This window comes from Pseudomonas sp. CCI3.1 (assembly GCF_034313985.1).
Taxonomy (GTDB): domain Bacteria; phylum Pseudomonadota; class Gammaproteobacteria; order Pseudomonadales; family Pseudomonadaceae; genus Aquipseudomonas; species Aquipseudomonas psychrophila.
In genome coordinates this window covers 5,222,051-5,248,608 of sequence record NZ_JAVIWO010000001.1, presented here as the reverse complement: position 1 = coordinate 5,248,608, position 26,558 = coordinate 5,222,051, and the positions used below count along the sequence as shown (strand labels likewise).

24 protein-coding genes are annotated in these 26,558 nt (G+C 58.0%); 13 read left to right on the top strand and 11 right to left on the bottom strand.

Annotated features, from left to right (window positions below; genetic code table 11):
- The first annotated feature begins 66 nt into the window (after positions 1 to 66).
- Genes RGV06_RS24210 through RGV06_RS24200 form a run of 3 tightly spaced genes read left to right on the top strand, consistent with a single transcriptional unit; the run spans position 67 to position 5,837 of the window.
- Complete coding sequence (locus RGV06_RS24210) at positions 67 to 3,285, top strand: efflux RND transporter permease subunit (RefSeq protein WP_322151629.1); 3,219 nt, start codon at positions 67 to 69, stop codon at positions 3,283 to 3,285.
- Positions 3,275 to 4,441 (top strand): efflux RND transporter periplasmic adaptor subunit, encoded by a 1,167-nt coding sequence (locus RGV06_RS24205; protein ID WP_322151628.1) that lies wholly within the window; start codon positions 3,275 to 3,277, stop codon positions 4,439 to 4,441. The genes RGV06_RS24210 and RGV06_RS24205 overlap by 11 nt, the downstream gene beginning before the upstream one ends.
- The gene (locus RGV06_RS24200; RefSeq protein WP_322151627.1) at positions 4,425 to 5,837 is read left to right on the top strand and encodes an efflux transporter outer membrane subunit; all 1,413 of its coding nucleotides are present in this window, start codon (positions 4,425 to 4,427) and stop codon (positions 5,835 to 5,837) included. Before RGV06_RS24205 ends, RGV06_RS24200 begins: the two co-directional genes overlap by 17 nt.
- Before the next feature lie 32 nt (positions 5,838 to 5,869).
- On the opposite strand, the gene RGV06_RS24195 is transcribed toward RGV06_RS24200, so the two are convergent.
- Positions 5,870 to 7,144, bottom strand: coding sequence for a Zn-dependent hydrolase (locus RGV06_RS24195; RefSeq protein WP_019828922.1), 1,275 nt, complete (start codon positions 7,142 to 7,144; stop codon positions 5,870 to 5,872).
- A gap of 36 nt (positions 7,145 to 7,180) precedes the next feature.
- On the bottom strand, positions 7,181 to 8,668 hold the full coding sequence (locus RGV06_RS24190) for an NCS1 family nucleobase:cation symporter-1 (RefSeq protein WP_019828921.1): 1,488 nt from the start codon (positions 8,666 to 8,668) through the stop codon (positions 7,181 to 7,183).
- A 620-nt stretch (positions 8,669 to 9,288) separates the two neighbouring features.
- On the opposite strand from RGV06_RS24190, the gene hydA reads away from it, so the two are divergent.
- Genes hydA through preA form a run of 3 tightly spaced genes read left to right on the top strand, consistent with a single transcriptional unit; the run spans position 9,289 to position 13,429 of the window.
- Positions 9,289 to 10,728 carry a dihydropyrimidinase gene (gene hydA, locus RGV06_RS24185; protein ID WP_019828920.1) on the top strand — a complete coding sequence of 480 codons (1,440 nt, stop codon included), beginning with the start codon at positions 9,289 to 9,291 and terminating at the stop codon, positions 10,726 to 10,728.
- A gap of 58 nt (positions 10,729 to 10,786) precedes the next feature.
- Entirely contained in the window at positions 10,787 to 12,154 is a 1,368-nt protein-coding gene (locus RGV06_RS24180) for an NAD(P)-dependent oxidoreductase (protein ID WP_019828919.1), read from the top strand.
- Positions 12,155 to 13,429 (top strand): NAD-dependent dihydropyrimidine dehydrogenase subunit PreA, encoded by a 1,275-nt coding sequence (gene preA / locus RGV06_RS24175; protein ID WP_019828918.1) that lies wholly within the window; start codon positions 12,155 to 12,157, stop codon positions 13,427 to 13,429. It begins immediately after the preceding gene.
- Between the two features lie 98 nt (positions 13,430 to 13,527).
- Here preA and RGV06_RS24170 read toward each other — a convergent pair whose 3' ends face one another.
- Positions 13,528 to 14,148 carry a TetR/AcrR family transcriptional regulator gene (locus tag RGV06_RS24170; RefSeq protein ID WP_019828917.1) on the bottom strand — a complete coding sequence of 207 codons (621 nt, stop codon included), beginning with the start codon at positions 14,146 to 14,148 and terminating at the stop codon, positions 13,528 to 13,530.
- A gap of 122 nt (positions 14,149 to 14,270) precedes the next feature.
- The gene (locus tag RGV06_RS24165) at positions 14,271 to 14,627 is read right to left on the bottom strand and encodes a hypothetical protein (protein ID WP_019828916.1); all 357 of its coding nucleotides are present in this window, start codon (positions 14,625 to 14,627) and stop codon (positions 14,271 to 14,273) included.
- A 252-nt stretch (positions 14,628 to 14,879) separates the two neighbouring features.
- Here RGV06_RS24165 and csrA point away from each other — a divergent pair, with 252 nt between their 5' ends.
- Both csrA and RGV06_RS24155 read left to right on the top strand, forming a co-directional pair.
- Complete coding sequence (gene csrA, locus RGV06_RS24160; RefSeq protein ID WP_019828915.1) at positions 14,880 to 15,074, top strand: carbon storage regulator CsrA; 195 nt, start codon at positions 14,880 to 14,882, stop codon at positions 15,072 to 15,074.
- A 301-nt stretch (positions 15,075 to 15,375) separates the two neighbouring features.
- Positions 15,376 to 15,921 (top strand): DUF1269 domain-containing protein, encoded by a 546-nt coding sequence (locus tag RGV06_RS24155; RefSeq protein ID WP_019828914.1) that lies wholly within the window; start codon positions 15,376 to 15,378, stop codon positions 15,919 to 15,921.
- Positions 15,922 to 15,971: 50 nt separating this feature from the next.
- Here the strand turns inward: RGV06_RS24155 and RGV06_RS24150 are convergent, their stop codons facing one another.
- Positions 15,972 to 16,292, bottom strand: coding sequence for a YbjQ family protein (locus RGV06_RS24150; protein ID WP_019828913.1), 321 nt, complete (start codon positions 16,290 to 16,292; stop codon positions 15,972 to 15,974).
- A 248-nt stretch (positions 16,293 to 16,540) separates the two neighbouring features.
- On the opposite strand from RGV06_RS24150, the gene ppnN reads away from it, so the two are divergent.
- Positions 16,541 to 17,914, top strand: coding sequence for a nucleotide 5'-monophosphate nucleosidase PpnN (ppnN, locus tag RGV06_RS24145; protein ID WP_019828912.1), 1,374 nt, complete (start codon positions 16,541 to 16,543; stop codon positions 17,912 to 17,914).
- 75 nt (positions 17,915 to 17,989) lie between these two features.
- Here the strand turns inward: ppnN and RGV06_RS24140 are convergent, their stop codons facing one another.
- The 3 genes from RGV06_RS24140 to RGV06_RS24130 form a co-directional block, all read right to left on the bottom strand.
- Positions 17,990 to 18,523, bottom strand: a complete 534-nt coding sequence (locus RGV06_RS24140; protein ID WP_019828911.1) for a DUF3087 family protein — start codon at positions 18,521 to 18,523, stop codon at positions 17,990 to 17,992.
- Between the two features lie 86 nt (positions 18,524 to 18,609).
- The gene (locus RGV06_RS24135; protein WP_322151626.1) at positions 18,610 to 19,293 is read right to left on the bottom strand and encodes a glycoside hydrolase family 19 protein; all 684 of its coding nucleotides are present in this window, start codon (positions 19,291 to 19,293) and stop codon (positions 18,610 to 18,612) included.
- A gap of 173 nt (positions 19,294 to 19,466) precedes the next feature.
- Positions 19,467 to 19,937, bottom strand: a complete 471-nt coding sequence (locus tag RGV06_RS24130) for an Lrp/AsnC family transcriptional regulator (RefSeq protein ID WP_019828909.1) — start codon at positions 19,935 to 19,937, stop codon at positions 19,467 to 19,469.
- Positions 19,938 to 20,061: 124 nt separating this feature from the next.
- Between RGV06_RS24130 and RGV06_RS24125 the strand changes: the two genes are divergently transcribed.
- A complete protein-coding gene (locus RGV06_RS24125) occupies positions 20,062 to 21,261 on the top strand; it encodes a methionine gamma-lyase (RefSeq protein ID WP_046809785.1) in 1,200 nt (399 codons plus the stop codon).
- A 192-nt stretch (positions 21,262 to 21,453) separates the two neighbouring features.
- On the opposite strand, the gene RGV06_RS24120 is transcribed toward RGV06_RS24125, so the two are convergent.
- Both RGV06_RS24120 and RGV06_RS24115 read right to left on the bottom strand, forming a co-directional pair.
- On the bottom strand, positions 21,454 to 21,594 hold the full coding sequence (locus tag RGV06_RS24120) for a hypothetical protein (RefSeq protein ID WP_019828905.1): 141 nt from the start codon (positions 21,592 to 21,594) through the stop codon (positions 21,454 to 21,456).
- A 108-nt stretch (positions 21,595 to 21,702) separates the two neighbouring features.
- Positions 21,703 to 22,623, bottom strand: a complete 921-nt coding sequence (locus RGV06_RS24115; protein WP_019828903.1) for a LysR family transcriptional regulator — start codon at positions 22,621 to 22,623, stop codon at positions 21,703 to 21,705.
- A 306-nt stretch (positions 22,624 to 22,929) separates the two neighbouring features.
- On the opposite strand from RGV06_RS24115, the gene RGV06_RS24110 reads away from it, so the two are divergent.
- The 3 genes from RGV06_RS24110 to pcp are packed head-to-tail and all read left to right on the top strand — an operon-like array spanning position 22,930 to position 25,254.
- Positions 22,930 to 23,661: a DUF969 domain-containing protein gene (locus RGV06_RS24110; protein WP_019828902.1), complete on the top strand. Its 732-nt coding sequence runs from the start codon at positions 22,930 to 22,932 to the stop codon at positions 23,659 to 23,661.
- Positions 23,658 to 24,608 carry a DUF979 domain-containing protein gene (locus RGV06_RS24105; protein WP_019828901.1) on the top strand — a complete coding sequence of 317 codons (951 nt, stop codon included), beginning with the start codon at positions 23,658 to 23,660 and terminating at the stop codon, positions 24,606 to 24,608. The genes RGV06_RS24110 and RGV06_RS24105 overlap by 4 nt, the downstream gene beginning before the upstream one ends.
- 7 nt (positions 24,609 to 24,615) lie before the next feature.
- Positions 24,616 to 25,254: a pyroglutamyl-peptidase I gene (gene pcp, locus RGV06_RS24100; protein WP_322151625.1), complete on the top strand. Its 639-nt coding sequence runs from the start codon at positions 24,616 to 24,618 to the stop codon at positions 25,252 to 25,254.
- Positions 25,255 to 25,324: 70 nt separating this feature from the next.
- On the opposite strand, the gene RGV06_RS24095 is transcribed toward pcp, so the two are convergent.
- On the bottom strand, positions 25,325 to 26,530 hold the full coding sequence (locus RGV06_RS24095; protein WP_322151624.1) for an MFS transporter: 1,206 nt from the start codon (positions 26,528 to 26,530) through the stop codon (positions 25,325 to 25,327).
- Positions 26,531 to 26,558: the final 28 nt, after the last annotated feature.

The window sequence follows — 26,558 nt, the reverse complement described above, 5'->3', positions numbered from 1 at the left end:
GCTGATCGTTAGGTGTGGACGGTGAGACTGCCGAGGTTTGCAATTCCACTCCTCGGAGGTTCAGGCATGCTCGGGCTGGTAAAGACCGCACTGCACAAGCCCTACACGTTTATCGTGCTGGCGATTTTCATTTGCATCATTGGGCCGCTGGCGGCTGTACGTACCCCTACGGATGTGTTCCCGGACATTGGCATTCCGGTTGTCGCGGTGGTGTGGCAGTACACCGGGCTGGCACCTGCCGACATGGCAGGACGGGTTATCTACACCTACGAGCGATCGCTGAGTACCACGGTCAACGACATCGAACATATTGAGTCCCAGTCCTTACCCGGCATGGGTATCGTGAAAATTTTCTTTCAACCCGGCGTTGATATTCGTACGGCCAACGCGCAAGTCACCGCCGTGTCGCAAACCGTGCTCAAACAGATGCCCCCGGGGATCACGCCACCGCTGATCCTCAATTACAGCGCCTCCACGGTACCGATCCTGCAACTGGCGTTCTCCAGCCCGACACTGTCGGAAGCCAAAATCCGCGACCTGGTGCAGAACAATATCCGCCTGCCCCTCAGTGCCTTGCCCGGTCTGGCCATGCCGACACCCATGGGCGGCAAGCAGCGCCAGATCACCCTTGATCTTGACCCGCAAGCACTGGCGGCCAAAGGCTTGTCGGCACAAGACGTGGGCAATGCACTGGCAGCGCAAAACCAGATCGTACCGGTGGGCACGGCAAAGCTAGGCACCTATGAATACACGGTGCTGCTCAACAACAGCCCCAAGGCCATCGACGAGCTGAACGACTTGCCGATCAAAACCGTTAACGGCGCGCTCATCACCATCGGCCAGGTGGCCCATGTGCGCGACGGCTCACCGCCGCAAACCAACATCGTGCGCGTGGACGGTCATCGTGCCGTGCTGATGCCGGCATTGAAGAACGGCACTGTCTCGACCCTGTCCATCATCGACGGTATTCGCGGGATGCTGCCGCGAATCAACGAAACCTTGCCGCCCTCTCTCAAGACCGCGCTGCTGGGGGATGCCTCGGTATTCGTCAAACAATCGGTAGGCAGCGTGGCCCAGGAAGGGATCATTGCCGCCTTGCTGACCAGTGCAATGATTTTGCTGTTTCTGGGCAGCTGGCGTTCCACCCTGATCATTGCCGTGTCGATTCCACTGGCCGTGCTGTCGGCCATAGCCCTGCTGGCCCTCAGCGGGCAAACCCTGAACGTCATGACCCTGGGCGGGCTGGCGTTGGCGGTAGGGATTCTGGTGGACGATGCGACGGTAACTATCGAGAACATCAACTGGCACCTTGAACAAGGCAAATCGGTTCGTGATGCGATTCTCGAGGGTGCCAAACAGATTGTCGGCCCGGCATTCGTGTCGCTGCTGTGTATCTGCATTGTGTTTGTGCCCATGTTCATGTTGCAGGGCATTGCCGGCTACCTGTTCCGCCCCATGGCGTTGTCGGTGATTTTCGCCATGGCCAGCTCGTTCATTCTGTCGCGTACCCTGGTGCCCACCCTGGCTATGTTTCTGCTTAAGCCACATGTAACGGAGCAAGGTGCAGGGCATCATCCGGAAGACGGCTACATCAACCATCACGAAGGCGATCAACACACCCGACAGCACCCGGCGCCCGTGCGCGCACTGCTGAACTTCCAGCTTGGGTTCGAACGCCGTTTTTCGGCCGTGCGTGACGTCTATTACGCAGTGCTGGAGCTGGCGCTGGCCCATCGCAAACGCTTTTTGCTGGGCTTTATGACCTGTGTTCTGGCCTCGTTTGCGTTGCTGCCAAGCCTGGGCCAGGACTTCTTCCCGGCCACCGATGCCGGGGCCCTGGCCCTGCATGTGCGCTTGCCGCTGGGTACCCGGATTGAGGAAAGCGCCGCCGACTTCGATCGCATCGAATCCCGCATCCGGGAAATCATCCCTGCCGATCAACTGGACACCATCATCGACAACATCGGGATTCCGTTGAGTGGTATCGACATGGCCTACAGCAGCAGCGGCACTATCGGCCCACAGGACGGCGATATTCAAGTCGCCCTCAAGACCGATCACAGCCCCACCGCCGATTACGTGAAACGCTTGCGAGAAGCCCTGCCCGAAAGCTTTCCCGGCAGCCAGTTTGCGTTTATGCCTGCGGACATCAGCACCCAGATTCTCAACTTCGGCAGCCCTGCCCCACTGGACGTGAAAATCTCCGGCCGTGATGACGCGGCCAACCGCGCCTACGCCCTGGAACTGCAACGGCGCTTGCAGCATGTGCCGGGCATTGCCGATCTGCGGATTCAGCAATCGGTGGGCTACCCGTCGCTGCAAGTCAACGTGGATCGCCAACGGGCCAATGGCCTCGGGATTACCGAGCGCGATGTGACCAACAGCATGGTGGCCTCGTTGGCCGGTAGTTCACAGGTGGCACCGACTTTCTGGCTCAACCCGCAAAACGGCGTGTCTTATGGCGTGGTTGCCGCCACCCCGCAATATCGCCTGGACAGCCTGCCTGCCCTTGAAGCCTTGCCGGTGACGGGCAGCAACGGCCAGTCTCAAATCCTGGGCGGGTTGGCGACCATCAGCCGGGTCGAGAGCCCGGCCGTGGTCACCCACTACAACATCCAGCCGACACTGGACCTCTACGCCAATATTCAGGGTCGCGATCTGGGCTCGGTGGCGGCGGATGTGCAAAAGGTCATTGATGGTGCGTCCGACCTGCGGCCCAAAGGTGCAATAGTCAGCCTGCACGGTCAGATCGACGCCCTGCATGAAGCGTTCAGTGGCCTGAGCCTGGGCTTGCTGGGTGCGGTCGTGCTGATCTACCTGCTGATCGTGGTCAACTTCCAGTCATGGGTCGATCCTTTCGTGATCATCACCGCCCTGCCCGCCGCCCTGGCCGGGATCGTGTGGATGCTGTTCCTGAGCGGTACCTCGTTGTCGGTTCCCGCCTTGACCGGAGCCATCTTGTGCATGGGGGTGGCGACAGCCAACTCGATTCTGGTGGTGAGCTTTTGCCGAGAGCGCCTGGCCGAACATGGCGATGCTCTCAAGGCCGCGCTCGAAGCGGGCTACACGCGCTTCAGGCCAGTGTGCATGACCGCACTGGCGATGATGATCGGCATGCTGCCACTGGCCTTGTCAGAAGAACAGAACGCGCCGCTGGGACGCGCCGTCATTGGCGGTCTGATGCTGGCAACCGTTGCCACCCTGCTGTTCGTGCCCGTGGTGTTCAGCCTGGTGCACGGCGGTGAAAGAAATCGCGCTGCTGGAGAAACGCCTCATGTCATCTGATCAAACACCCTCGCGCAAGCGCTTGATGTACCTGGGCATCGGTGGCCTGACCCTGGCCGCACTGCTGGTAGCCAATGGGCTGGCAGCACGCAGTCGCCACGAACACGCGGTGAGCCAATGGACCGAAGCGGCTGCCCTGCCGATTGTCAGCGTGTTTCAGCCCATGCATAACGCCCACGGCGACACCTTGCGCCTGCCCGCGCATCTGGAAGCCTGGAGCAAGGCGCCGATTCATGCACGGGTCAACGGTTACCTGAAAAGCTGGCAAACCGATATCGGCAGCAAGGTCAAAGCGGGCCAGGTACTGGCCGTTATCGACAGCCCTGATCTCGATCAGCAACTGGCGCAAACCCACGCCCACATGCTGCAGGCACAAGCCAACGCCAGGCTCGCGACAACCACCGCCACACGCTGGCAAAACCTGCTGGCCAGTCATTCGGTTTCGCGTCAGGAGGCCGACGAAAAACACTCAAACGCCGACGCTGCCCAGGCCAATGCCCAAGCCGCAGAAGCCGACTACGCACGCCTCTCAACGCTGGAAGCCTACAAGACCATACGTGCGCCGTTCGCCGGAACCATCACGGCACGTAACACCGACATTGGTCAGTTGATCAAGGCCGATACCGACAGCGACACCGAGTTGTTTGATATTGCCGACACCCACCAACTGAGACTCTACGTACCGGTGCCACAGAACTACGCCAGCGTGATCCGCCCCGGCATGCAAGTGCAGCTCAGCGTGCCGGAGCATCCGGGAAAAATATTCAGCGCCACCCTGATTGGCAACTCGACCTCGATTGATCAGCGCTCCGGCACCCTGATGGCGCAGTTTGTGGCGAAAAACCCCGGCGACGCCCTGATGCCGGGGGACTACGCCCAAGCGACTCTGGCCATCCCGGCGGACACTCACGGCGTTAGCATCCCGGCCAGTGCGCTGATCTTTCGCGCCCAAGGCACCCAAGTGGCCGTGCTCGACAGCGCGCAACAGGTGCATTTGCAGAACATTCATATTGGCCTCGATTTGGGCGAGCGGCTGGTGATCGATCAAGGCCTTGAAGCGCACGACACGGTCATAGACAACCCGCCCGATGCCTTGCGCGAAGGCGACAGGGTCAAACTGGCCGATGCAGGAGCGTCCCATGCAGCCAAGGCTTAAACACGCCGCCCTGTTCCTGGCCATGACGCTGCAGGGCTGCTCCCTGGCGCCCACCTACACAACCCCGACGCTGGACTTGCCCACGCACTACCGCGAGCAAAGCAGTGATGGCCCGTGGCACAGCGCGCAACCTGCCGATCAACTGTCGTCGCAATGGTGGCGGGTTTATCAGGATGCGCGCCTGAACAGCCTGCAAGAGCAGTTGCTCAAGGCCAATCCTGACCTGGCAGCCGCGCTGGCCCACTTCGATGGCGCGCAGGCGTATGCCAGCCAGTTGCACGCAGGATTGTTCCCGCAACTGACTGCCAGCGGGCAACCGCTGCGCCAACGTCAATCGGACAACCGCCCCTTGCGGGGCACGACTCAGCCGTCGGTCTACAACAGCAATACCGCTGGATTCGCGTTGAATTTTGACCTCGACCTGTGGGGGAAAATCCGCAATCAGGTGGCGGCAGGCGATGCCCGGGCACAAGCCTCGGCGGATGATCTGGCCGTCGCGCGTCTAAGTCTGCAACGTCAGCTGACCAGCCTGTATGTGCAACTCGACGGACTGGATGCGCAACGTCGCATCTTGTCCCGCTCACTGGATGATTACAGCCAGGCCCTGCAACTGACCCGTTCCCGCTATCAGGGGCAAATAGCCTCCGAGCTCGACCTGACCCGCGCCCAAAGCCAATTGGCCGAAGCCGAGGCTCAACTGGACGACATACGTGCCCAGCGCAACCTGACCGAACACGCCCTGGGTGAACTGGTGGGCGAACCCGCCAGCAACTTCCAGCTGGCGGCCAGTGAACAGACGCTGAACCTGCCCGATCAGCCCCGAACCCTGCCAAGCACCCTGCTGCAACGCCGCCCCGACATTGCCGCGGCCGAGCGTCGGGTGTTTGCCGCCAATGCCGCGATCGGCGTGGCAAAAGCGGCCTGGTTCCCGGACTTCAGCTTGACGGGCCTGCTCGGCGGGCAAACCCAGGGCAGCGGCAATTTACTGGCCGCCAGCAACCGCTTCTGGGCCTTGGGGCCACTGATCAGCTTGCCGATTTTTGACGGCGGCAGGCTCGATGGTCAGGAGCGCCAGGCCAGGGCCGAGTTTGAAGAAGCCTCGGCCCATTACCGAGGGCAAGTGCTACATGCCGTACGTGAAGTCGAAGACAACCTGGCCCAACTGCGCGACCTGCAACAGGAAAGCCTCGACGAACAAGCCGCCGCCAATGCCGCAGAACACACCCAGGTAATCGCCACCCACAGCTATGAAGCCGGGGCAGTGAGTTATCTGGATGTGGTGACGGCACAAACGGCAGCGCTGCAAGCACAGCGCCAGGTGCAGGCACTTCGCACCCGGCAGTTGCAGGCCAGCGTGGGGCTGTTGACGGCGTTGGGGGGTGGGTGGCAGGGCTGACTCCTATCAGCCCTTGGGAGAGCGTTCGGTGATCAGTTTGCCTGCGCTACTGTTTTAGACGCGGCCAACATGGCTTTGAGCAGGACCGCACATCCCGCTGCCAGGTCCTTGGGGTCGGCGTTTTCGATTTCGTTGTGGCTGATCCCGCCTTCGCAGGGCACAAAAATCATGCCCGCGGGCCCAAGTTCGGCAAGGAATATTGCGTCGTGCCCCGCCCCGCTGACAATATCCATGTTGGACAAGCCCAGTTCGTTGGCGGCCTCACGCACGGCGTTGACGCAATCAGGATTGAAGTACAGCGGCGGGAAATCTGCCGTTGGGGTGAGTTCGAAACTCAGGCCATGTTGCTTGCACGTGGCTTCTATCACTCCACGTACTTCTTCAATCATCGAGTCAAGCCGCTCAGGCAGCAGATGTCTGAAGTCCAGGGTCATGCGCACTTCGCCGGGGATCACGTTGCGCGATCCGGGGTAGGCCTGAAGGCAGCCTACGGTGCCACAGGCGTGGGGTTGATGGCCGAGAGCGGCATGATTGACGGCGGCGACTACCGCAGCGGCACCGACCAGTGCGTCTTTGCGCAGGTGCATGGGGGTCGGCCCGGCGTGGGCTTCGACGCCGCGCAGGTTGAGGTCGAACCATTTCTGCCCCAGAGCCCCGAGCACCACACCAATGGTTTTGTGCTCGTCTTCAAGGATAGGGCCCTGCTCGATATGGGCTTCGAAGTATGCCCCCACGGGATGGCCGCTGACTTTGCGGCTACCCGCGTAACCAATGGCATTCAAGGCTTCGCCGACGGTTACACCCTGGGCATCGGTTTTGGCCAGGGTTTCTTCCAGGGTGAATTTTTCTGCAAAGACGCCCGAACCCATCATGCAAGGTGCAAATCGCGAGCCTTCTTCATTGGTCCAGACCACGACTTCCAGGGGGGCTTCGGTCTCGATATTGAGGTCGTTTAGCGTGCGCAGCACTTCAACCCCGGCAAGCACGCCGAAGCAGCCGTCAAACTTGCCACCGGTGGGCTGGGTGTCGATGTGGCTGCCGGTCATCACCGGCGGCAAGTCGGGATTGCGCCCGGGGCGGCGGGCAAAAATATTGCCCACCGCATCCACGCTGACGGTGCAGCCCGCGTCTTCGCACCAGCGAACGAACAGGTCACGGGCCTGACGGTCGAGGTCGGTCAGGGCCAGGCGGCACACCCCACCTTTTACCGTGGCGCCAAGCTGTGCCATTTCCATCAGCGAAGCCCACAGGCGGTCGCCATTGATCGATTGCATGGGGTGCTGCTGAAGGTCTTGTGGGGCATTCATGATGTTTTCCTCAGGCAGTTTTTATAGGAATTGGTTTTAAACCGTGCCTTTGACGGTTTCTGCTTGCTGGCTGCTCATGCGATGCAGTCCGTAATAAATTCCGGCTCCGAGCAATGAGCCGGTAAACCAGCCAAAGTCGTAGAACCAGCTGAAGGCGCTGCTACCCAGCGACAGCAAGGTCAGCACCACGGGTATGCCAAACGCGATAAACCCGTTCCAGTGCCAGGCCGGGTACACGCCGTCGTGGTAGAGCCCGGCGAGGTCGAGTTTTTGCCGACGGATAATGAAATAGTCGACCACCATGATCCCGGCAATCGGCCCCAGCAGACTGGAGTAGCCCAGCAGCCAGTTGGAATACACGGTTTCAAGGCTCACATCGGACACCAGCAAACCGAGCTTTTTGAGCAGCTCATGGGCCATCAGCGCAAGACCAACGAGCCCGGTCAGCATCACCGCCTTGGTGCGGTTGATCAGCTTGGGCGCAATGTTCTGGAAGTCATTGGTGGGCGACACGATATTGGCGGCAGTATTGGTCGACAGGGTCGCGATGATGATCAGCGCCATCGCCAGTGCCACCCAGCCCGGGCTTTGAATATGACCGATCAGGCTGACCGGATCGGACACCGTAACGCCTACCAGTTTTTCCGAGGCGGCGGTCAACACCACACCCAGGGCGGCAAACAGGAACATGGTCAGCGGCAACCCGAAGATCTGCCCCAGAATCTGGTCTTTCTGGCTTTTTGCGTAGCGGCTGAAGTCCGGAATGTTCAGTGACAAGGTGGCCCAAAATCCGACCATCGCGGTCAGCCCTGCAAAGAAGTAGCCATACACGCTGGCGCCTTCGGGGCGTTTGGGGGGTTGGGCGAGCAATTCAGTCATCGACACGTTGGGCAATGCCCACACCAGCAGACCGATGCCGACCAGTACCAACAGGGGGGCTGAGAGGGTTTCAAGCCACTTGATCGACTCGGCACCGCGCAAGACCACCCACAGGTTCAATGCCCAAAACACCATGAAACCGATCACTTCTCCGGTCCCGCCCAGGCTTTTCCAGCCCTCGAATACGGACCCCAGAAACAGGTGGATTGCCAGGCCGCCAAACAGGGTCTGGATACCGAACCAGCCGCAAGCCACCAGCGCTCGGATCAGGCAAGGGACGTTTGAGCCGATGATGCCGAAGGAGGAACGCAGTAACACGGGAAAGGGAATGCCGTACTTGGTGCCCGCAAACGCGTTGAGGGTCAGCGGGATCAGCACCACGATGTTGGCCAGCAGAATCGCCAGCAGCGCCTCGCCGACCGAGAGTCCGAAGTAGGCGGTCAGTACCCCGCCCAAGGTGTAAGTGGGTACACAAATGGACATGCCTACCCACAAGGCCGTGATATGCCATTTGTTCCAGGTGCGTTCGTGAACTTGGGTGGGGGCAATGTCGTGGTTGTACCGGGGGCTATCGAGGACTTCAGGCCCGGCGTCCAATTCGTACAAACCGTTACGTTCGGTGACTTTGGATCTGCTCGGTTGCATATTCGATCACTCTCTTGTTGTGGGGCTCTTGGTTGTGCTTTGAGGCCCTGCGTGTTGACGCAGAGCGGCTCCCTTGCCTGGACACTAACGTTTATGTATCGGCCCGTCCGGTTGTGGCAGCAACAATCAAGAACTGTGCCGTGTTACTTGCCCCTTCCCCGCACACTGGCTGTTACTACTTGCAACACCCTGTTTTAAACTGTTTAACCCATGAGCCAAATGACTCTCATTCCTATTAAAGGCGTTCACCTTCGACTTATCGCTTATTTGATATAGCCCACTGAAACATCACGGTGCACGCTTATTTATTTTTATCGCTACCTCTCCCTTCTCCCGCTGACTCAAGCGCCTGATTTAGCATAAGAAACTTCGCTTATATTTGAATCCTGTCAAGTGCGTCAAAATGGTGAGGCCGTGCCACATTTTGGTGAATTCAAAATAATTTATATATAAAACATGTACTTAGACATTAATTAAGCTATTAAAAATAAAGTTTGATCATTTTCCAACAACCCTCTAGATTTCATTCCTGACACCAGTGACAGGATTCAGCCTGTGCGCTAACTTTAATAACAACATTTAGAACCGGTTATAGCCGGTCAGCCTGCGAGGAACTCGGTATGTCACTGTTAATCCGTGGCGCTACGCTTGTGACCCATGATGAAAGTTATTGTGCCGATGTTTATTGCGCCGACGGTCTCGTCCGCGCAATTGGTACTAATCTTGATGTTCCGTCCGGCTGCGAAGTTCTCGACGGCCGCGGTCAATATTTAATGCCCGGCGGCATTGATCCCCACACTCATATGCAACTCCCGTTTATGGGCACGGTGGCCAGTGAAGACTTTTTCAGTGGCACGGCAGCCGGTTTAGCAGGTGGCACAACTTCCATTATCGATTTTGTCATTCCCAATCCTCAGCAGTCCCTGCTGGAAGCTTTTCATCAGTGGCGCGGGTGGGCAGAGAAGTCGGCGTCGGACTACGGCTTTCATGTCGCTATCACCTGGTGGAGCGAACAGGTGCGCGAAGAAATGGCCGAACTGGTCAGCCAGCATGGCGTCAACAGCTTTAAACATTTCATGGCTTACAAAAACGCGATCATGGCCGCAGACGACACTCTGGTCGCGAGTTTTGAGCGTTGCCTCGAATTGGGCGCGGTGCCCACAGTGCATGCCGAAAACGGCGAACTGGTGTATCACCTGCAACGCAAACTCATGGCCCAGGGCATGACAGGACCGGAAGCTCACCCGCTGTCACGTCCTTCTCAAGTTGAGGGCGAAGCCGCCAGCCGGGCAATCCGCATCGCCCAGACCATTGGCACGCCGTTGTATCTGGTGCATGTGTCAACCCGTGAAGCGCTGGACGAAATCACCTATGCCCGCAGTCAGGGGCAGCCGGTGTATGGCGAAGTTTTGGCCGGACATCTGCTGCTCGATGACAGCGTGTACCAACATCCAGACTGGCAAACCGCCGCAGGTTACGTAATGAGCCCACCCTTCCGCCCACGCGGGCATCAGGAAGCACTCTGGCATGGCCTGCAGTCGGGCAACCTGCACACGACAGCCACCGATCACTGCTGCTTTTGCGCCGAACAAAAAGCCGCCGGGCGCGACGATTTCAGCAAGATCCCCAACGGCACGGCAGGTATCGAAGACCGCATGGCAGTGCTCTGGGATGAGGGCGTAAACACAGGCCGGTTGTCGATGCAGGAGTTCGTCGCACTGACCTCCACCAACACCGCCAAAATTTTCAATCTGTACCCGCGCAAAGGCTCGATCCGGGTCGGCGCCGATGCCGATCTGGTGCTGTGGGACCCGTTGGGTACGCGCACCATTAGCGCCAAGACCCACCATCAAAAAGTCGATTTCAATATTTTTGAAGGCAAGACCGTGCGCGGCGTCCCCAGCCATACCATCAGTCAGGGCCGTGTGGTGTGGGCCGATGGCGATCTGCGGGCAGAACGCGGAGCGGGCCGCTATATCGAACGCCCGGCCTACCCCGCCGTGTTCGACTTGCTGAAAAAACGCGCCGAGCATCAGCAGCCCGTGGCTGTTAAACGCTGAGTGGCTAACCACTGCCCGACAGAGGCAGGACGATCCCCACAACCGTGAGGCAATCACCGTGATCAAGTCCCTGAACCATTTACCGCACCCCCATGAAAATGCGCAGGTGTTGGCCAGTCACTTCACCGACCTGGCGCCACCGCTCAATGCCCGTCAAGCCGTACTGGAAAGCTCGCGCTGCCTGTATTGCTACGACGCACCTTGCGTCAATGCGTGCCCCAGCGAGATCGATATCCCGTCGTTTATTCGCAATATCCAGCAGGAAAACGTCCAGGGCGCCGCGCACAAGATTCTCTCGGCCAACATTTTGGGCGGCAGTTGTGCCCGGGTTTGCCCGACGGAGGTGCTGTGCCAGCAAGCCTGTGTGCGCAACAACAGCCAGGAATGTGCCCCGGTACTGATCGGTTTACTACAGCGTTATGCGGTCGACCACGCCCAATTCAGCGAGCATCCATTCACCCGTGCGGCTCCTACCGGCAAACGCATCGCCGTGGTCGGCGCAGGCCCTGCGGGCTTGGCCTGCGCCCATCGCCTTGCATTGCACGGGCATGAAGTGGTGATTTTCGAAGCCCGGGCGAAGTCCGGCGGGCTCAATGAGTACGGGATTGCCAAGTACAAACTGGTGGATGATTTTGCCCAGCGCGAAGTGGATTTCGTCCTGGAGATCGGCGGTATTGAAGTGCGCCACGGTCAGCGCCTGGGCGACAACCTGACCTTGAGCGAACTGCATCAACAATTTGATTCGGTGTTTTTGGGATTGGGGCTGGCCGCCAGCCGGTTGCTTGGCCTGCCCCACGAAGACGCACCCGGCCTGCTGGCTGCCACTGACTACATCCGCGAGCTGCGCCAAAGCGATGACCTGACCCAACTCCCCCTGGCCGAGCGTTGCATTGTGCTGGGCGCAGGCAATACCGCGATCGACATGGCCGTGCAAATGGCCCGCCTGGGTGCCCGCGAGGTGAATCTGGTGTATCGCCGAGGGCTCGAAGACATGGGCGCCACCGGTCACGAACAGGACATTGCCAAGGCCAATCAAGTGCGACTGATGACCTGGGCCCAGCCACAAGAGCTGCTGCTGGATGAGCAAGGCCGCGTGCGCGGCATGCGCTTTGCTCGCACCCGCCTTGAGGACGGGCGTCTGGTGAGTACCGGTGAAACCTTTGAGCTGGCGGCTGACGCGGTGTTCAAGGCCATCGGCCAGACTTTTGATGACGCGGCCCTTGGGGATCCTCTGGCGCAAAAACTTAAACGGGTAGGCGACCGGATTGAAGTAGACGAGCAACTGCGCACCAGTGTGCCCGGGGTCTATGCCGGGGGCGATTGCACCTCCCTTGGGCAGGACTTGACCGTACAGGCCGTGCAACACGGCAAGCTGGCCGCAGAAGCCATGCATGCCCAACTCATGCTTGATCAGGAGGCTGCGTAAATGGCCGATCTCTCGATTGTTTTCGCCGGTATCAAAGCGCCTAACCCTTTTTGGCTGGCGTCTGCACCGCCTACCGACAAGGCCTACAACGTAGTACGCGCCTATGAGGCCGGCTGGGGTGGAGTGGTCTGGAAAACCCTGGGCGAAGACCCGGCCGCGGTCAACGTGTCTTCGCGCTACTCGGCGCACTTCGGGCCAAACCGAGAAGTCATGGGCATCAACAATATCGAGTTGATTACCGACCGCTCCCTTGAAATCAACTTGCGTGAAATCACCCAGGTCAAAAAGGACTGGCCGGACCGGGCCTTGATCGTGTCCCTGATGGTGCCCTGCGAAGAAGAGTCATGGAAGTTCATCCTGCCGCTGGTAGAAGCCACAGGGGCTGATGGCATTGAGCTGAATTTCGGCTGCCCCCACGGCATGCCGGAACGCGGCATGGGTGCGGCGGTAGGCCAGGTACCCGAGTACGTCGAGATGGTGACGCGCTGGTGCAAGACCTATTGCTCGCTGCCGGTGATCGTCAAACTCACGCCCAACATTACCGACGTGCGCCTGAGCGCCCGCGCAGCCCATCGCGGTGGCGCCGATGCGGTGTCATTGATCAACACCATCAACTCGATTACCAGCGTCGACCTTGAGCGCATGGTGGCGTTGCCGATGGTGGGAAGCCAAAGCACGCACGGTGGATATTGCGGCTCGGCAGTCAAGCCGATTGCACTGAATATGGTGGCCGAAATCGCCCGCGATCCGCTGACCAAGGGCTTGCCTATTTGTGGAATAGGTGGCATTGGCAGTTGGCGTGATGCAGCAGAATTTATTGCGCTGGGCTGTGGGGCGGTTCAAGTCTGTACCGCAGCGATGCTCCACGGATTTCGAATTGTCGACGAGATGAAAGATGGTTTGTCCCGCTGGATGGACAGCCAAGGCTATACCAGCCTGGACGATTTTTCCGGGCGCGCTGTGGGCAATACCACCGACTGGAAATATCTGGATATAAACTATCAGGTTATCGCCAAAATCGATCAGGACGCGTGTATTGGCTGCGGACGCTGCCATATTGCCTGCGAAGACACCTCACACCAGGCCATCTCCAGCTTGAAGCAGGCTGACGGGACACATCGTTATGAAGTGATCGAGGATGAGTGCGTGGGCTGTAACCTGTGTCAAATCACCTGCCCGGTCGAAGCATGTATCGAGATGGTGCCGCACAACAATGGGCTGCCGTTCCTGGACTGGAACCATGATCCGCGTAACCCGTACTGCGTGGCTTCGTAGTTAGCCCGAAGTCGCTGCCGAGGCACGAAGGCTGCGAGCTCTTGTCTTGAAAAGGCCCGCAGCCTTCGTGCCTCTGCAGCGACTACAAACCAGGCGCTTCAAGGTTCCAGCCCGATCCCTCTCAGGATCACGCTGGTGACCGTTTGCAGCGCCCGCTCAAATTGAATGTCGGACAATGGCTGATGGTCGTTGATGATCATCACCTGATGGTCGAAGTCGGCGTAATGCTGGGTTGAGGCCCAGATCATGTACAGCAGGCTGGACGGTTCCACGGGCAGAATTCGCTTGTCCAGCACCCACTGCCGGATCTTGGCTTCTTTCATCTTCGCCCAGTCATAGAGACTGGCATCCAGCGCCAGGCCCAGGGTCGGGGCGCCGTGGATCATTTCATTGGCCCAGACTTTGGAGCCGTGGGGCCGTGTGCGCGAGTGGTTCATTTTGGCGCGGATATAGCTGCTGAGCACAAGGCGAGGGTCATCGTAGGTTTCAAAACACAGCGCATCCTGCTTCCACACCTCAAGCAGCCCCAGCAAGACGGCGCTGTACAGCTCGGTTTTAGTACTGAAGTAGTAATGCAGGTTGGAGCGTGGCAGCTGGACTTGCGCCGCGATGTCCGCCATCGCGGTTCCGGCAAACCCTTTTTCGGCAAAAATCTTTTCGGCCCCGAGGAGGATTTTTTCGACGTTGCTGCGCCGAATTTCGATCTTGTGATTGCTCATGCCTGGTGCCCTTGCCGTCGTGCTTCTTTGATGAACGCCGAGTGAGCAAATATTTCCTGCACAAAGCGTCGAATAACGCCTGCGGCAGCTACGCTTAGGCGAATACACGACGCTGCAGCAGATTATTTGACGGCGGGTAACTCAATCACATTGGTTTCAATACCGTCGAGTTTGGGCTTGAGTTTCATTTTTTCCTGGGCCTCAAGTGCTTGAGCCTCAGTGGTAAACGGCCCGATCAGGAAGTGCTGAACACCGCCACTCTCGAAAATGTAAGGAGTAAAACCGTTGTCAAGAAGCCTTCCGGTCGTGTCAGGAATTGTCGCTCTCTGGCCTTCAGTGATCTCTAGCGCCCAATGCGCAACTGGCGCCTGGACTACTGTTGATTCAGAAGCTGCTTTAGCCCGCTGGATTTTATCGTTAGACTCCTGACCGCAAGCCGTCAAGGCCAATATTGCTGTCATCACGATGACTATACGCACTGCGTTTCCCCTGTCTGTTTGAATGGGTAGATTTTATCACTGGGACAGCGGCCTTTGCTCTCCTTGAACAAATCCAAAACGCCCCAATTTATGGTTCATGCGCAAGAATTTTCCCGATATGGGGAATCAAACCTCTGGCCATGTCGTCTGTAATGAGCGGCGCATTTATACGCACTTAGCAGTATTCTGTAGTCATGACCGAAGCCGCACCGTCTCAGAGACGTGCCTTACAAAGCCATCAAGGAGAAAAAAATGCTGATACTCACCCGTAAAGTTGGTGAAAGCATAAACATCGGTGACGATATTACGATCACTATTTTAGGTGTCAGCGGACAACAGGTCAGAATCGGCATCAACGCGCCGAAAGATGTGGCCGTTCACCGTGAAGAAATTTATCAACGTATCCAGGCCGGATTGAATGCACCTGAAAAAAACGATCAGCCGTAAGCCTGTGAGGTATCAGCCCTAGGCTTGAGTGTCAGGGCTGCTCAGCCAGCCCTTCTCAAATCAATCAAAACGCGTGCCTGCCAAAGCGTCACCCCTCTTCCTGCAGACCCGTCTCTTTGCCAAGAGATATGTCCTGTCGACTTGACCGTTTCAAGGTTAGCGACCACGCTCAATCCTCGCAGAAGGCTCAAAGCATCTGAACCACTGCGCGCCAGGGCGTTTGCGTTGTGACGTCTTGAGAAACTCCTCCTCAATTCAGCCCGTTACCGGGCTGGACCTGTACCGTCAAGGAATGAAAGACATGTCCGATTTAATCGTAGTGGGATTTTCAGACACCGAAAAAGCCGATCGCGCCCTCACCAAGATGGTTTCGCTGAGCAAAGAGCATCTGGTTGAGCTGGAAGATGCGGTCATTGTTGTGCGCAATGCCGAAGGCAAAATCCATATCAAGCAAAGCGTAAACCTGACAGCCATTGGGGCGACATCAGGCCTGGTCACCGGCGGCCTTTGGGGCGCATTGGTAGGGCTGCTGTTTCTTAACCCGCTGGCAGGCTTTGCCATCGGTGGCGCACTGGGCGCTGGCACTGGCGCCCTGTCGGGCTCGCTGAGCGATTACGGGATTGATGACGACTTTATCAAGTCGTTGAGCGAGACCATTCCCAACGATTCCTCGGCCCTGTTCGTGCTGCTGCGCAAGTTCCAGCCTGAAAAAGTCCTGAAAGAACTGGAAGACTCAGACTTCAAGGGCAAGGTTTTGCGTACTTCCCTGTCTCCAGAACAAGAGCAGAAGCTACAGGACGCGCTATCCCAAACCACTTCTGGCGCCTCATTGAGCAAAACGATTTAAGCCTGTAGCGCCCCCATTCGACCGCGTTGGCGCGGTCGAATCCTTGATCCTCAGTTCAGGCGCACTGCGGTGCCCGTGGCAAACACCACCAGCATTCCACCTCGACCTGACGGCATGCTGATTTCAAAATCCAGTCCCACAATGGCATCTGCACCCATGGCTCTTGCCCTGTCACGGATTTCATCCGTGACTTCTGCCCGCGCTTCCTTCAGGGCCCGTTCCAGCGTCTGAGAACGCCCGCCAAAAAAGTCGCGCACGCCGGTAAAAAAATCTCGAACCACGTTGATCCCGTGAACCGACTCGGCGCTGACAACTCCCACGTATTCAGTAATTTTTCGGCCGTCAATGCCATGTGTGGTGGTAATAATCATCAGCCCGCCCTTTTCCTTTTCTGTTTCAGTGACTTGAAAGGTTACCTTATCGTTGGCCTGCTCACTGCTGCTACTGTAGCCAGAGTGAGCAACAGGGCCTTATAAAGCATGACCAAAGGCTACTATGCTTACAGCAGATGAATCTAAGACGTAAGAGTTGGGACGCCTCGCTCGGCAAAACTGTACTGCTGACATGAACTCAATGGCTGCGCCAAGCAACTTTTCGACCCCGCTCAAGGAAGCCCGCAATGGTCCAAAGACAAGTCATCAACGCCTCAGTAAGCCCTAAAGGCAGTCTGGAAACACTCTCCCAACGCGAAGTACAACAGCTGAGCGAAGTTGGCTCAGGCACCAGCTACACGCTGTTTCGCCAGTGCGTACTGGCTATTCTGAACACTGGCGCTCACGTCGATAACGCAAAAACCATCCTTGAGGCCTACCTGGACTTTGAGGTTCGCATTCACCAGCAAGACCGCGGCGTTCGTCTTGAGCTGCTCAACGCTCCCGCCGATGCATTTGTCGATGGCGAAATGATCGCCAGTACACGTGAAATGCTGTTCAGCGCCCTGCGCGATATCGTCTATACCCAGAGCGGCCTCGACAGCCCGCGTATCGACCTGAGCAGCTCTGCCGGCATCACCGATTACGTGTTTCACCTGTTGCGCAACGCCCGCACCCTGCGTCCGGGCGTCGAGCCAAAAATTGTGGTGTGCTGGGGTGGTCACTCGATCAACACCGAAGAGTACAAGTACACCAAAAAGGTGGGTCACGAACTGGGGCTGCGTAGCCTCGACATCTGCACCGGCTGTGGTCCTGGTGTGATGAAAGGCCCGATGAAGGGCGCCACTATTTCCCACGCAAAACAACGTCTGACAGGCGGGCGTTATTTGGGGCTTACCGAACCGGGCATCATCGCTGCCGAAGCGCCGAACCCTATCGTCAATGAACTGGTGATCCTGCCGGACATCGAAAAGCGCCTCGAAGCGTTTGTCCGGGTCGGCCACGGCGTGATCATTTTTCCGGGCGGAGCCGGGACCGCCGAAGAGTTTCTGTACCTGCTCGGCATCCTGATGCACCCGGAAAACAGCGATGTGCCGTTCCCGGTGATTTTGACAGGCCCCAAAGAAGCCGCACCCTACCTGCAGCAACTGCATGAATTTGTAGGGGCTACCTTGGGTGAAGAAGCGCAACAGCACTACCAGATCATCATCGATAACCCGCCCGAAGTAGCCCGGCAAATGACTGCGGGACTCAAGGCGGTTAAACAGTTCCGTCGCGAGCGCAATGACGCATTCCACTTCAACTGGCTATTGAAAATCGATGAAGGTTTTCAGCGTCCGTTCGACCCGACCCACGCCAACATGGCCAGCCTGCAACTGCGTAAAGATATGCCGGCGCACGAACTGGCAATTAATTTGCGTCAGGCTTTTTCCGGGATTGTATCGGGTAACGTCAAAGAGAAAGGTATTCACCTGATCGAACAGTTCGGGCCTTACGAGATCCACGGCGACGCGGCCATCATGAAGCCACTGGACAAACTGCTGCAGGCATTTGTTGAGCAACACCGCATGAAACTGCCAGGCGGCGCGGCCTATGAGCCGTGCTATCGAGTCGTCAGCTAACACTCATCCTGAAGGGCTTGCCAGGCGAAACGCGTAACGTCATCACGCACATCGCCTGGCCTGCCCGGTGAGGGATCACTTCAAGGGTGCCCACTTTTTAACGGTTTCAATCCAGGCCGGATCAAGCCGGGTTTGTTCGGTGTCGATACCCAGCGCTTCTAGGCGCGCCTTGTGTAAATCTATCTCGAGAACCATTTGGCTCAACGCACTGGAGTTGGCGTCCAGTTGGTACATCTGGCTCACCCCCAAATGATAAAAGCGCAGCAGCTTCATCGCCGCAACATCCCCCGCCATCACCCCCGCCGTTACGTGGTGCATGACATTGGTCACCTTCATCAGACTACGCTTGAGCTGCCAGCCGTAGGCCGCAGGCCTCATCCAGGGTTGTGACCAGAACAGGTAGCGCACCAGCAGTATGGTCGTGATCAAGGCGGCAATCACCCCGGCCAGGTTCAAGCGAAAGTTATCGCCACCTGGAACGCCCAGCAACATGACCGCCAGCCCGGACAGCAGCAACGACAGCACCACAAACGTCAGCACGATATACAGCGTGCTGCGGCGGGTTTGCTGACGATAAATGTCGGGGTTCATTGGCTGTATTTCAAACATCACTGATCTATGACTCCATGGCTGTGAGCAAAGTGCGCGGGCATTATGGCCCGATAACGCGGTCTTGCTGACGGAAAAAACACCGGTCAGGACGACTGCAATAAATTCAATGCCTGGCGGTACAACGCAACACGGTGCAACTGGCCATTGAGCCCGCCATTGATTGCCTTTGTGACAAGCTCAAAGTTATCCCCGTCGGCCAGAACATTGACGTTGCGCGAGTTCCAGTACCAGCCTGCGGACTCAACTGCCCAGCGCCACTCCTGCAACGGGTGCGGGTTCGCCAGTAATCGCTCATCGCCGAACAGCCCAAGGCTGCAGTGTTGATAATTGCTCTTGCCGGTTATCTGGATCAGCCCTCGGCCACGATACCGCCAACCATCTCCCGACGCCTCGGAACCATTGCCCAGGCGATCACTGTAAACCCGGTTGGCGATTGCTTCAGGCCTGCGATGCAGCCGCTGTGCGTCACTATTGGGCAGGCGCCGTGCACGGCCACCGTCCATCTCTGTGAGGTACTGGCCGGCCGAATCTTTCTGCGCAAACCGTGAGCCCCAGGTCGCAGCCAGGCCGTCAGCGCTGTAATTGAGGTTTTCGACAAGGGCACTGAAACCAGCACTTTCGTGCCCTACCTGAGCCAAAAATGCCGCCATACGCTTGGGCGTATTGATCAGTCGCTGAGGGGTCATCGCCTGTATGAACGGCAGATACACATCGACAAACGCAACGCTTTTTGGAAAAAGCTGCAACATGATTTCACGGGTCAACATGGTTACTTACTCTTAATCAATGAAATTAAAAGTGAACCATTTAGAATTTTTACCGCCTGCTAAATAACTATCGAAAGACCAGAACTACACCTTTAACAGAACACACTTACAACCCCATAACAGGGTGAGTGCGAAGTTCGCATACTTCACCTTGAGCCAACGGTTAACCGTCCTCAACCGATGACCGGAACCACTCGCCGCGGCTTGACCGACTTATACGAAAAGCTCGAATAAATCTCCTTCACCGCAGGCAAAGCTTGCAGGACCTCGCGGGCAAATTCACCAAAAGACTCCAGATCTTTGGCCACGACTTCCAACAAAAAGTCATAACGCCCAGAGACGTTATGACAGGCAATGATTTCAGGGATTTCCAGCAAGCGCTGCTCAAAACACCGGGCCACCTCTTGAGAGTGGGATTCCATCATCACGCTGACAAAAGCTGTAACGCCATAACCCAGTTCCTTGGGAGAAAGAACGGCCTGATAGCCCGTAATAATCCCGCTTTCTTCCAGAATTTTTACCCTTCGCCAACACGGTGAGGTGGTCAGCGAAACGCTCTCGGCCAACTCGGCGACGGTGAGGCGGGCATTAACTTGCAGTGCAGCAAGTAGGGCTTTATCAATTCGATCCAGAGCAGTTGGCATACTGTGCCTCTAAATATCGCTGCGACTTGGTTTTGTTCTAATACACTGGGTATTTACAGGCAAATTTGGAATTTTTACCGTCTGTTTAAAGCATAGCATTGTAGGAAATATCGGAGAGTTCAGCATGAACGATAAAAATAACAACTTCGGCTTTTCTACCCGCGCAATACATCACGGATACAACGCACTGGAAAATCACGGTGCGCTGATCCCGCCCATTTATCTGACGTCGACCTTTGCGTTTGCATCGGTCGAATACGGCGCAGCCTGTTTTGCCGGGGAAGAGAGCGGCCATTTTTATACCCGTATTTCCAACCCGACCCTGGCCCTGCTGGAGTCGCGCATGGCGGCGCTGGAGAACGGCGAAGCGGGCGTGGCATTCAGCTCCGGCATGGGGGCGATTGCTGCAACGTTCTGGACCTTGCTCAGGCCCGGCGATGAAATCATCGTCAACCGCACGCTGTATGGCTGCACCTTTGCGCTACTGCATCACGGCATCGGGGAGTTCGGGGTCGTGGTCAAGCACGTGGACATGTCCAACCCAGCGGATCTCGAAGCTGCCATCAGCCCGGCAACGCGCATGATTTACTTTGAAACACCGGCCAACCCGAACATGCAATTGGTGGACATCACCGCTGTGTCACAGATTGCCCACACGCACGGCGACATCATCGTGGTGATCGACAACACGTACTGCACCCCCTACTTGCAACGCCCCCTGGAACTGGGCGCCGATGTGGTGGTGCATTCGGCCACCAAGTACCTGAGCGGGCACAGCGATATCACCGCAGGCATGGTGGTGACCAGCCAGCTTCTGGCAGACAGGATTCGCCTGCAAGGGCTGAAGGACCTGACCGGCGCGGTGTTGTCGCCCAATGATGCGCACCTGCTGATGCGAGGCATAAAAACCCTGGCATTGCGCATGGATCGCCATTGCAGCAGCGCCCAAGTCATCGCACACATGTTGCAGGATCATCCAGCCGTGGAATGGGTGGCTTACCCCGGCCTGCCCTCCTTCGCGCAATACGCCCTGGCTTCCCGGCAAATGAAACTGCCGGGGGGCATGATTGCCTTTGAACTCAAAGGTGGAATGGCCGCAGGACAGCGGTTCATGAATGCCCTGCAACTGTTCAGCCGCGCGGTCAGCCTGGGTGGCGCCGAATCACTGGCACAGCACCCTGCGAGCATGACCCACTCCACTTACACCCTTGAAGAACGGGCCAGGCACGGTATTTCAGAGGGGCTGGTACGACTGGCCGTGGGGCTGGAGGACATTGCCGATTTGTTGGCGGACATAGAGCAGGCGATGAAAGCCATGGCTTGAGCTCACACAACGCAGCCGCTGCCCAGGCGCCAAGGCTGCGTCCGACTGCGTAGCCACCGTAAAGTCCAGCGTCCACGGTTTATCAGTCAAGCCGCGCGTTCAGGGTTTACGACCGCTGCGCGTTCGGACGCAGCCTTGTACTACTCGCCAGCGGCTACAGAAAAACTTCAACTCGCGAGTAAAAACACCCCATCAACCCGGCGGAATGGTCGCCAAAATGCCGATCCCGATGGTCAGCACCAAAAAGCCACCTAAAAACCATGCCATTTTGTTCATGAAATTCCCCGTCAAACGTTCGTAATAAAACAGGCGCAGAACATCAGCCGACCACACGCGAGTGTTGCTGAGTACTCACGTCCTCGTCTGTCTCGAAAGGTTGACGGGAATTTTGCGCCGCAAACTGCATACATAACAGTCGCAGATAACGCAAAAAAATACGGATCAGATGGCGGGTAGCACAAAGTGTTCAGGTACAACGCTGCGCTGGTATTGGGCAACAACCGCCTGGCTGAGGCTTACCACCGCTTCGTTCAGTTCCAGCCCCGCCCCTGCGCGCCAGCTTGCGTACACCGCAAAGCCCGGTGCAGTTTCGATCGGCAAGGCGATCATCGCTCCGCTTTGCAGTTCGCGACTCACCAGTACCGGTGGCAATGCACCGATGCCGAACCCGTCTGCCACCAACTTGATAATGGCCGCCACCGAGTTGATGCAACTGATGCGCGGGGCCGCAATGTCGTGCTGATGCAGAAAATTGAGCATGTCCTGATGTGGCCGTGACAGGCGAGAGAAGGTCAGCAACCGCTCCTGACACAAATCAGCCAGGCTCTCGTAGTTGCGATCCAGGGCAGCATCCTTGGCAACGATCCAGCTCAGGGGATAACTGGCCAACTGCACATTGCGCACACCATCAGCGCGCAGCAGGTCCGTCTGAAAGATCAGGTCCAACTGCCCCTTGAGCAGCTGTTCATTGAGGTTAAGTGCCGTGTCGGCCGTCAGTTCCACCTCGACCTGAGGGTAATCGCGGCTCAATGCGCTGATCAAATCGCCCAGCCAACTGTGGATGACGGTGTCCATCACCCCGATGCGCAAGCGCCCGGCGAAGCTGTCTGCCTGCCCCAGCGACTGGAGCAGGCGTTGCTGGGTGGCCAGCATTTCCTCGGCGTAGCCCAGCACTTGATGACCTTCACGGGTCAGATTGACCCCACGGGAATCGCGCTGGAAAAGCTGCACGCCAAGCTCGGTTTCGAGGACTGAAATGCGACTCGATATAGCCGCCTGGGTGCTTGAGAGCTTTTCGGCGGTGAGTCGAAAGCTGCCAAGGCGCGCCACCCAGACGAATGTCAGAAGAAATCGCATGTTCATACAGGACGCCTCACCCAAACAAAACCAGGCCCGTATTTTAAACCCTTGCCGCAGCCGCAAGCCAGTCGGCTTAAGTCGGTGATTGGTAAAACTTTTTTGTTCAGTGGTGACAACTTTTATTGACTGGACGCACAACCCAAAGCCACCAACCATATCGGGCAATGACGCTCATCGGGCGTCAAAAATAAAAAAACACGCTGAGTCCGGCAGCGTACCGATTTTTCGAAAGTGTGCCTGACCGCTTTCGACTTGCTCTCACCAGCCTGCCCTGGTGCAGCGGCAATCAGCTAAAGGGATTCCCCCCTCATGCAAACCGTCGTAAATCTATGGCCACTGATTGGCGTGTTCGTCATCATCATTGGCTTTGTGCTGCGCTTCAATCCACTGCTGGTGGTAAGCGCCGCAGCCATCGTCACCGGCCTCGCTGCCAACTTCCCGCTGGAAAAAATCATCAGCGAAATGGGTGAAGGCTTCCTGCAAACCCGCGCCCTGCAATTGATTCTGCTGTTGCCCCTGGCCGTGATCGGCCTGCTTGAGCGCCACGGGTTGCGTCTGCATGCGCAAAACTGGATTGCCAGTTTCAAGCGCGCCACCGTCGGGCGCCTGCTGATCATGTACCTGTTTGTGCGTGAAACTACGGCCGCAGTCGGGCTGACCAGCCTGGGCGGGCATCCGCAGATGGTCCGCCCGCTGCTGGCACCGATGGCCGAGGGCGCCGCCGAAAACAAGTACGGCAAGCTGCCGGCCCCGGTGCGTCAAAAGGTGCTCGCCATGTGCGCGGCCACCGACAACATTGGTTTGTTCTTTGGCGAAGACGTGTTTGTAGCCTTTGGTGCAATCGCACTGATGCACACCTTCCTGCTGGGTTCGGGGCTTGATGTAGAGCCGTTGCACATTGCCTTCTGGGGCATCCCGACCGCCATCTGTGCCTTTATCGTGCATGCGTTACGCCTGTACCGCTTCGACCTGATGCTGTCACGCAGCATGGCCGAAGTTGCCCGGGAAGAAGTTGATGCAGCCCAGGAGCTGGCACGATGATTATCTCTATTGAGTATTTCTACTGGCTGGCCGGTGCTCTGTTGCTGGTCACTGCGGGCATGATTGTGAGTGACCGTACCCACCCGAAACGCTGGACCAGCGGCCTGTTCTGGGCGCTGTTCGCCATGGTGTTCCTGATTGGCGATAGCCTGTCGCCGTTTGTGGTCGGTGTTGGCGTGCTGGTCATGGCCGGTATTGCGGGCATCGGTGGCGTCGGCCGAGGCACCCACGCCGAGTTGTCGATCAAGGCAGCACGGGGCAGTGCTGGACGTCTGGGCCACAAGCTGTTCATTCCAGCCCTGTCGATTCCGCTGGTGACGGTGATTGGTTCCATCCTGCTGAAAAACACCCAGATCGGTGGCGTGCCGCTGCTGGACCCAAAAAACACCACGTTCGTGTCACTGGGTATCGGCTGCATGGTGGCTCTGGTCCTGGCGTGCATCCTGACCCGCGACACGCCGTTGCAAGGTTTGCGTGAATCACGCCGCCTGACCGAAGCCCTGGGCTGGACCATGGTCTTGCCGCAAATGCTGGCGATGCTTGGCCTGCTATTCAATGACGCAGGTGTCGGTACTGCGGTTGCCCATATCACTACTGCGTACATCAACATGGACTATCGACTGGTCGCAGTCATCGTCTACGTCCTGGGCATGGCGCTGTTTACCGTGATCATGGGCAACGGTTTTGCTGCGTTCCCGGTGATGACTGGCGGTGTCGGGGTACCGGTGCTGGTGGGTATGTACGATGCCAACCCGGCGGTCATGGCGGCAATCGGCATGTTTTCCGGGTACTGCGGCACCCTGATGACACCGATGGCAGCCAACTTCAATATCGTGCCCGTTGCCCTGCTGGAACTGCCGGACAAATACGCCGTGATCAAGGCGCAAATGCCGACCGCACTGATGATGCTGTTGGTCAACATCGTGCTTCTTTACGTGCTGATGTGAGGCCTTGATGCGCACTGTACTCCTGACCGGCTTCGAGCCGTTCGACCAAGACACCGTGAACCCGTCCTGGGAGGCCGTGCGCCTTCTGGACGGCACCTTGCAAGGCGATGTGCGCATCGTCGGCCGCCAGTTGCCCTGCGCTTTTGCACAGGCACCTGAACGACTGCAGCAACTGCTGGAAGAGTACGAGCCGCAACTGGTGATCGCGGTCGGGCTGGGCCCCGGCCGTGCTGACGTGTGCATCGAGCGGGTGGCGATCAACATCAACGACGCCCGCATCCCCGATAACCTGGGCGAGCAGCCCATCGACACGCCTGTGGTGGCGGACGGTCCGGCCGCCTACTTCAGTACCCTGCCCATCAAAGCCATGGTGCGGGCGTTAAAGACCGCTGGGATTGCGTCCTCGGTGTCGCATACGGCGGGCACTTTTGTCTGCAACCAGGTGTTCTATTGCCTGCAGCATGCATTGGCCGGGTCTGCGGTGCGCGGCGGGTTTATCCATGTGCCCGCGCTTCCAGAGCAGACGGTGCAGAACGGCATGCCATCCATGGCACTTTCAACGGTGGTTGAGGGGCTGCGCATCGCGGTGATCACTGCCCTGAACACCCATCACGACGTACTGGAAAGCGGCGGACAGGTCAGCTGACAAGGCTCAGAACCCCGGCACACTCTGGCCCTTGTAACGGGCCAGAGTGAAAACGCCCGATCAACCGAGCTCAATGCCCGACCACCGCCGCTCCTGATTGCCTCTGGCCCTTTGGGAAACCGTGGGTACGGGCGCTGAACACAATCCACAGCCCTGCCAGCAACAGCGCCAGCAATACCCAGGGAAAGACACCAACCCCGACCTGGTCGAGCAACACGCCGCCGGTTAATGCCCCGGCGGCAATAGCGCTGTTCCAGACCACTACGTTCATCGACAACGCCACATCGGCGCCCTCGCCTGCCGCATCGGCCAGGGCTGTTTGCAGCAATGTGGCGGCGCCACCGAAGGACAAGCCCCAAACGAAGATACCCGCGTACACCACGGCCACCGACTGTGAGAAAAACCCGAACAGCAGAGAGATCGCGGCAAACGTCGCCAGGCTTGCCAGCACCGCGTTACGCAGATGCCGGTCCACCAGACGCCCGGTCATCCAGATCCCTGCCAGCGCAGCCAGCCCGAAGACCAACAACACACGATCGACCTCATTGCCCAGGCCTGCAGAGGCCACGAAAGGCGCGATGTAGGTGTAAAGCATGTTGTGCGCAAGCATCCAGGTCAGCACCACAGCGAGCACCGGACGCACCCCCGGAGTGGCCAATACCTGGCGCAAACCGATGCGCTCAGAGGCCGTCTGCCCCGGGTAATCGGGGACTTTGACCACCACCCAGACAATCAGCACCAAGGTCAGGATCGACATCAGGCCAAACGCCGTGCGCCACCCCACCAGCGCGCCCAGCCAGGTACCCAGCGGCACACCCAGAGACAGTGCAATCGGGGTGCCGACCATCGCCACCGCCATGGCCCTGCCCTGTAAGTTCGGTGAGACCATGCGCCGGGCATAACCCGCCAGCAGGCTCCAGGCCAGTCCGGCTGATGCACCGGCAAAAAACCGTGCAATCAGGGTCACGACATAGTCTGAAGACCACGCGGTAATCGAGTTGAACAGCAGAAAACCGACAATCGTCAGCAGTAGTACATTGCGCCGCCGCCAGCCTTGGGTCGCAATGGTCAACGGGATGGCGGCCACTAAAGACCCCAGCGCGTAGACCGTAACCATCTGCCCCGCCCATGCCGATGACACTTCGAGGCCACTGCTGATTTGCGGTAACAGGCCCGCAGGCAACGTTTCGGTGACGATGCAGATAAAGCCAGTCATGGCGAGCGCTAGCAGCGCGCCCATGGGTAATCGTTCAGTGGTGTTTTGCTCTTGTGCCATGGGTGCTCTGACCTGCCTAGTTATGTAT

What these genes read in the sequence shown, in the direction of transcription:
- RGV06_RS24210 (WP_322151629.1), top strand. Translation starts at nt 67, where the DNA reads ATGCTCGGGCTGGTAAAGACCGCACTGCACAAGCCCTACACGTTTATC.
- RGV06_RS24205 (WP_322151628.1), top strand. Translation starts at nt 3,275, where the DNA reads ATGTCATCTGATCAAACACCCTCGCGCAAGCGCTTGATGTACCTGGGC.
- RGV06_RS24200 (WP_322151627.1), top strand. Translation starts at nt 4,425, where the DNA reads ATGCAGCCAAGGCTTAAACACGCCGCCCTGTTCCTGGCCATGACGCTG.
- RGV06_RS24195 (WP_019828922.1), bottom strand. Translation starts at nt 7,144, where the DNA reads ATGAATGCCCCACAAGACCTTCAGCAGCACCCCATGCAATCGATCAAT.
- RGV06_RS24190 (WP_019828921.1), bottom strand. Translation starts at nt 8,668, where the DNA reads ATGCAACCGAGCAGATCCAAAGTCACCGAACGTAACGGTTTGTACGAA.
- hydA (WP_019828920.1), top strand. Translation starts at nt 9,289, where the DNA reads ATGTCACTGTTAATCCGTGGCGCTACGCTTGTGACCCATGATGAAAGT.
- preA (WP_019828918.1), top strand. Translation starts at nt 12,155, where the DNA reads ATGGCCGATCTCTCGATTGTTTTCGCCGGTATCAAAGCGCCTAACCCT.
- RGV06_RS24170 (WP_019828917.1), bottom strand. Translation starts at nt 14,148, where the DNA reads ATGAGCAATCACAAGATCGAAATTCGGCGCAGCAACGTCGAAAAAATC.
- csrA (WP_019828915.1), top strand. Translation starts at nt 14,880, where the DNA reads ATGCTGATACTCACCCGTAAAGTTGGTGAAAGCATAAACATCGGTGAC.
- RGV06_RS24155 (WP_019828914.1), top strand. Translation starts at nt 15,376, where the DNA reads ATGTCCGATTTAATCGTAGTGGGATTTTCAGACACCGAAAAAGCCGAT.
- RGV06_RS24150 (WP_019828913.1), bottom strand. Translation starts at nt 16,292, where the DNA reads ATGATTATTACCACCACACATGGCATTGACGGCCGAAAAATTACTGAA.
- ppnN (WP_019828912.1), top strand. Translation starts at nt 16,541, where the DNA reads ATGGTCCAAAGACAAGTCATCAACGCCTCAGTAAGCCCTAAAGGCAGT.
- RGV06_RS24140 (WP_019828911.1), bottom strand. Translation starts at nt 18,523, where the DNA reads ATGTTTGAAATACAGCCAATGAACCCCGACATTTATCGTCAGCAAACC.
- RGV06_RS24135 (WP_322151626.1), bottom strand. Translation starts at nt 19,293, where the DNA reads ATGTTGACCCGTGAAATCATGTTGCAGCTTTTTCCAAAAAGCGTTGCG.
- RGV06_RS24130 (WP_019828909.1), bottom strand. Translation starts at nt 19,937, where the DNA reads ATGCCAACTGCTCTGGATCGAATTGATAAAGCCCTACTTGCTGCACTG.
- RGV06_RS24125 (WP_046809785.1), top strand. Translation starts at nt 20,062, where the DNA reads ATGAACGATAAAAATAACAACTTCGGCTTTTCTACCCGCGCAATACAT.
- RGV06_RS24115 (WP_019828903.1), bottom strand. Translation starts at nt 22,623, where the DNA reads ATGAACATGCGATTTCTTCTGACATTCGTCTGGGTGGCGCGCCTTGGC.
- RGV06_RS24110 (WP_019828902.1), top strand. Translation starts at nt 22,930, where the DNA reads ATGCAAACCGTCGTAAATCTATGGCCACTGATTGGCGTGTTCGTCATC.
- RGV06_RS24105 (WP_019828901.1), top strand. Translation starts at nt 23,658, where the DNA reads ATGATTATCTCTATTGAGTATTTCTACTGGCTGGCCGGTGCTCTGTTG.
- pcp (WP_322151625.1), top strand. Translation starts at nt 24,616, where the DNA reads ATGCGCACTGTACTCCTGACCGGCTTCGAGCCGTTCGACCAAGACACC.
- RGV06_RS24095 (WP_322151624.1), bottom strand. Translation starts at nt 26,530, where the DNA reads ATGGCACAAGAGCAAAACACCACTGAACGATTACCCATGGGCGCGCTG.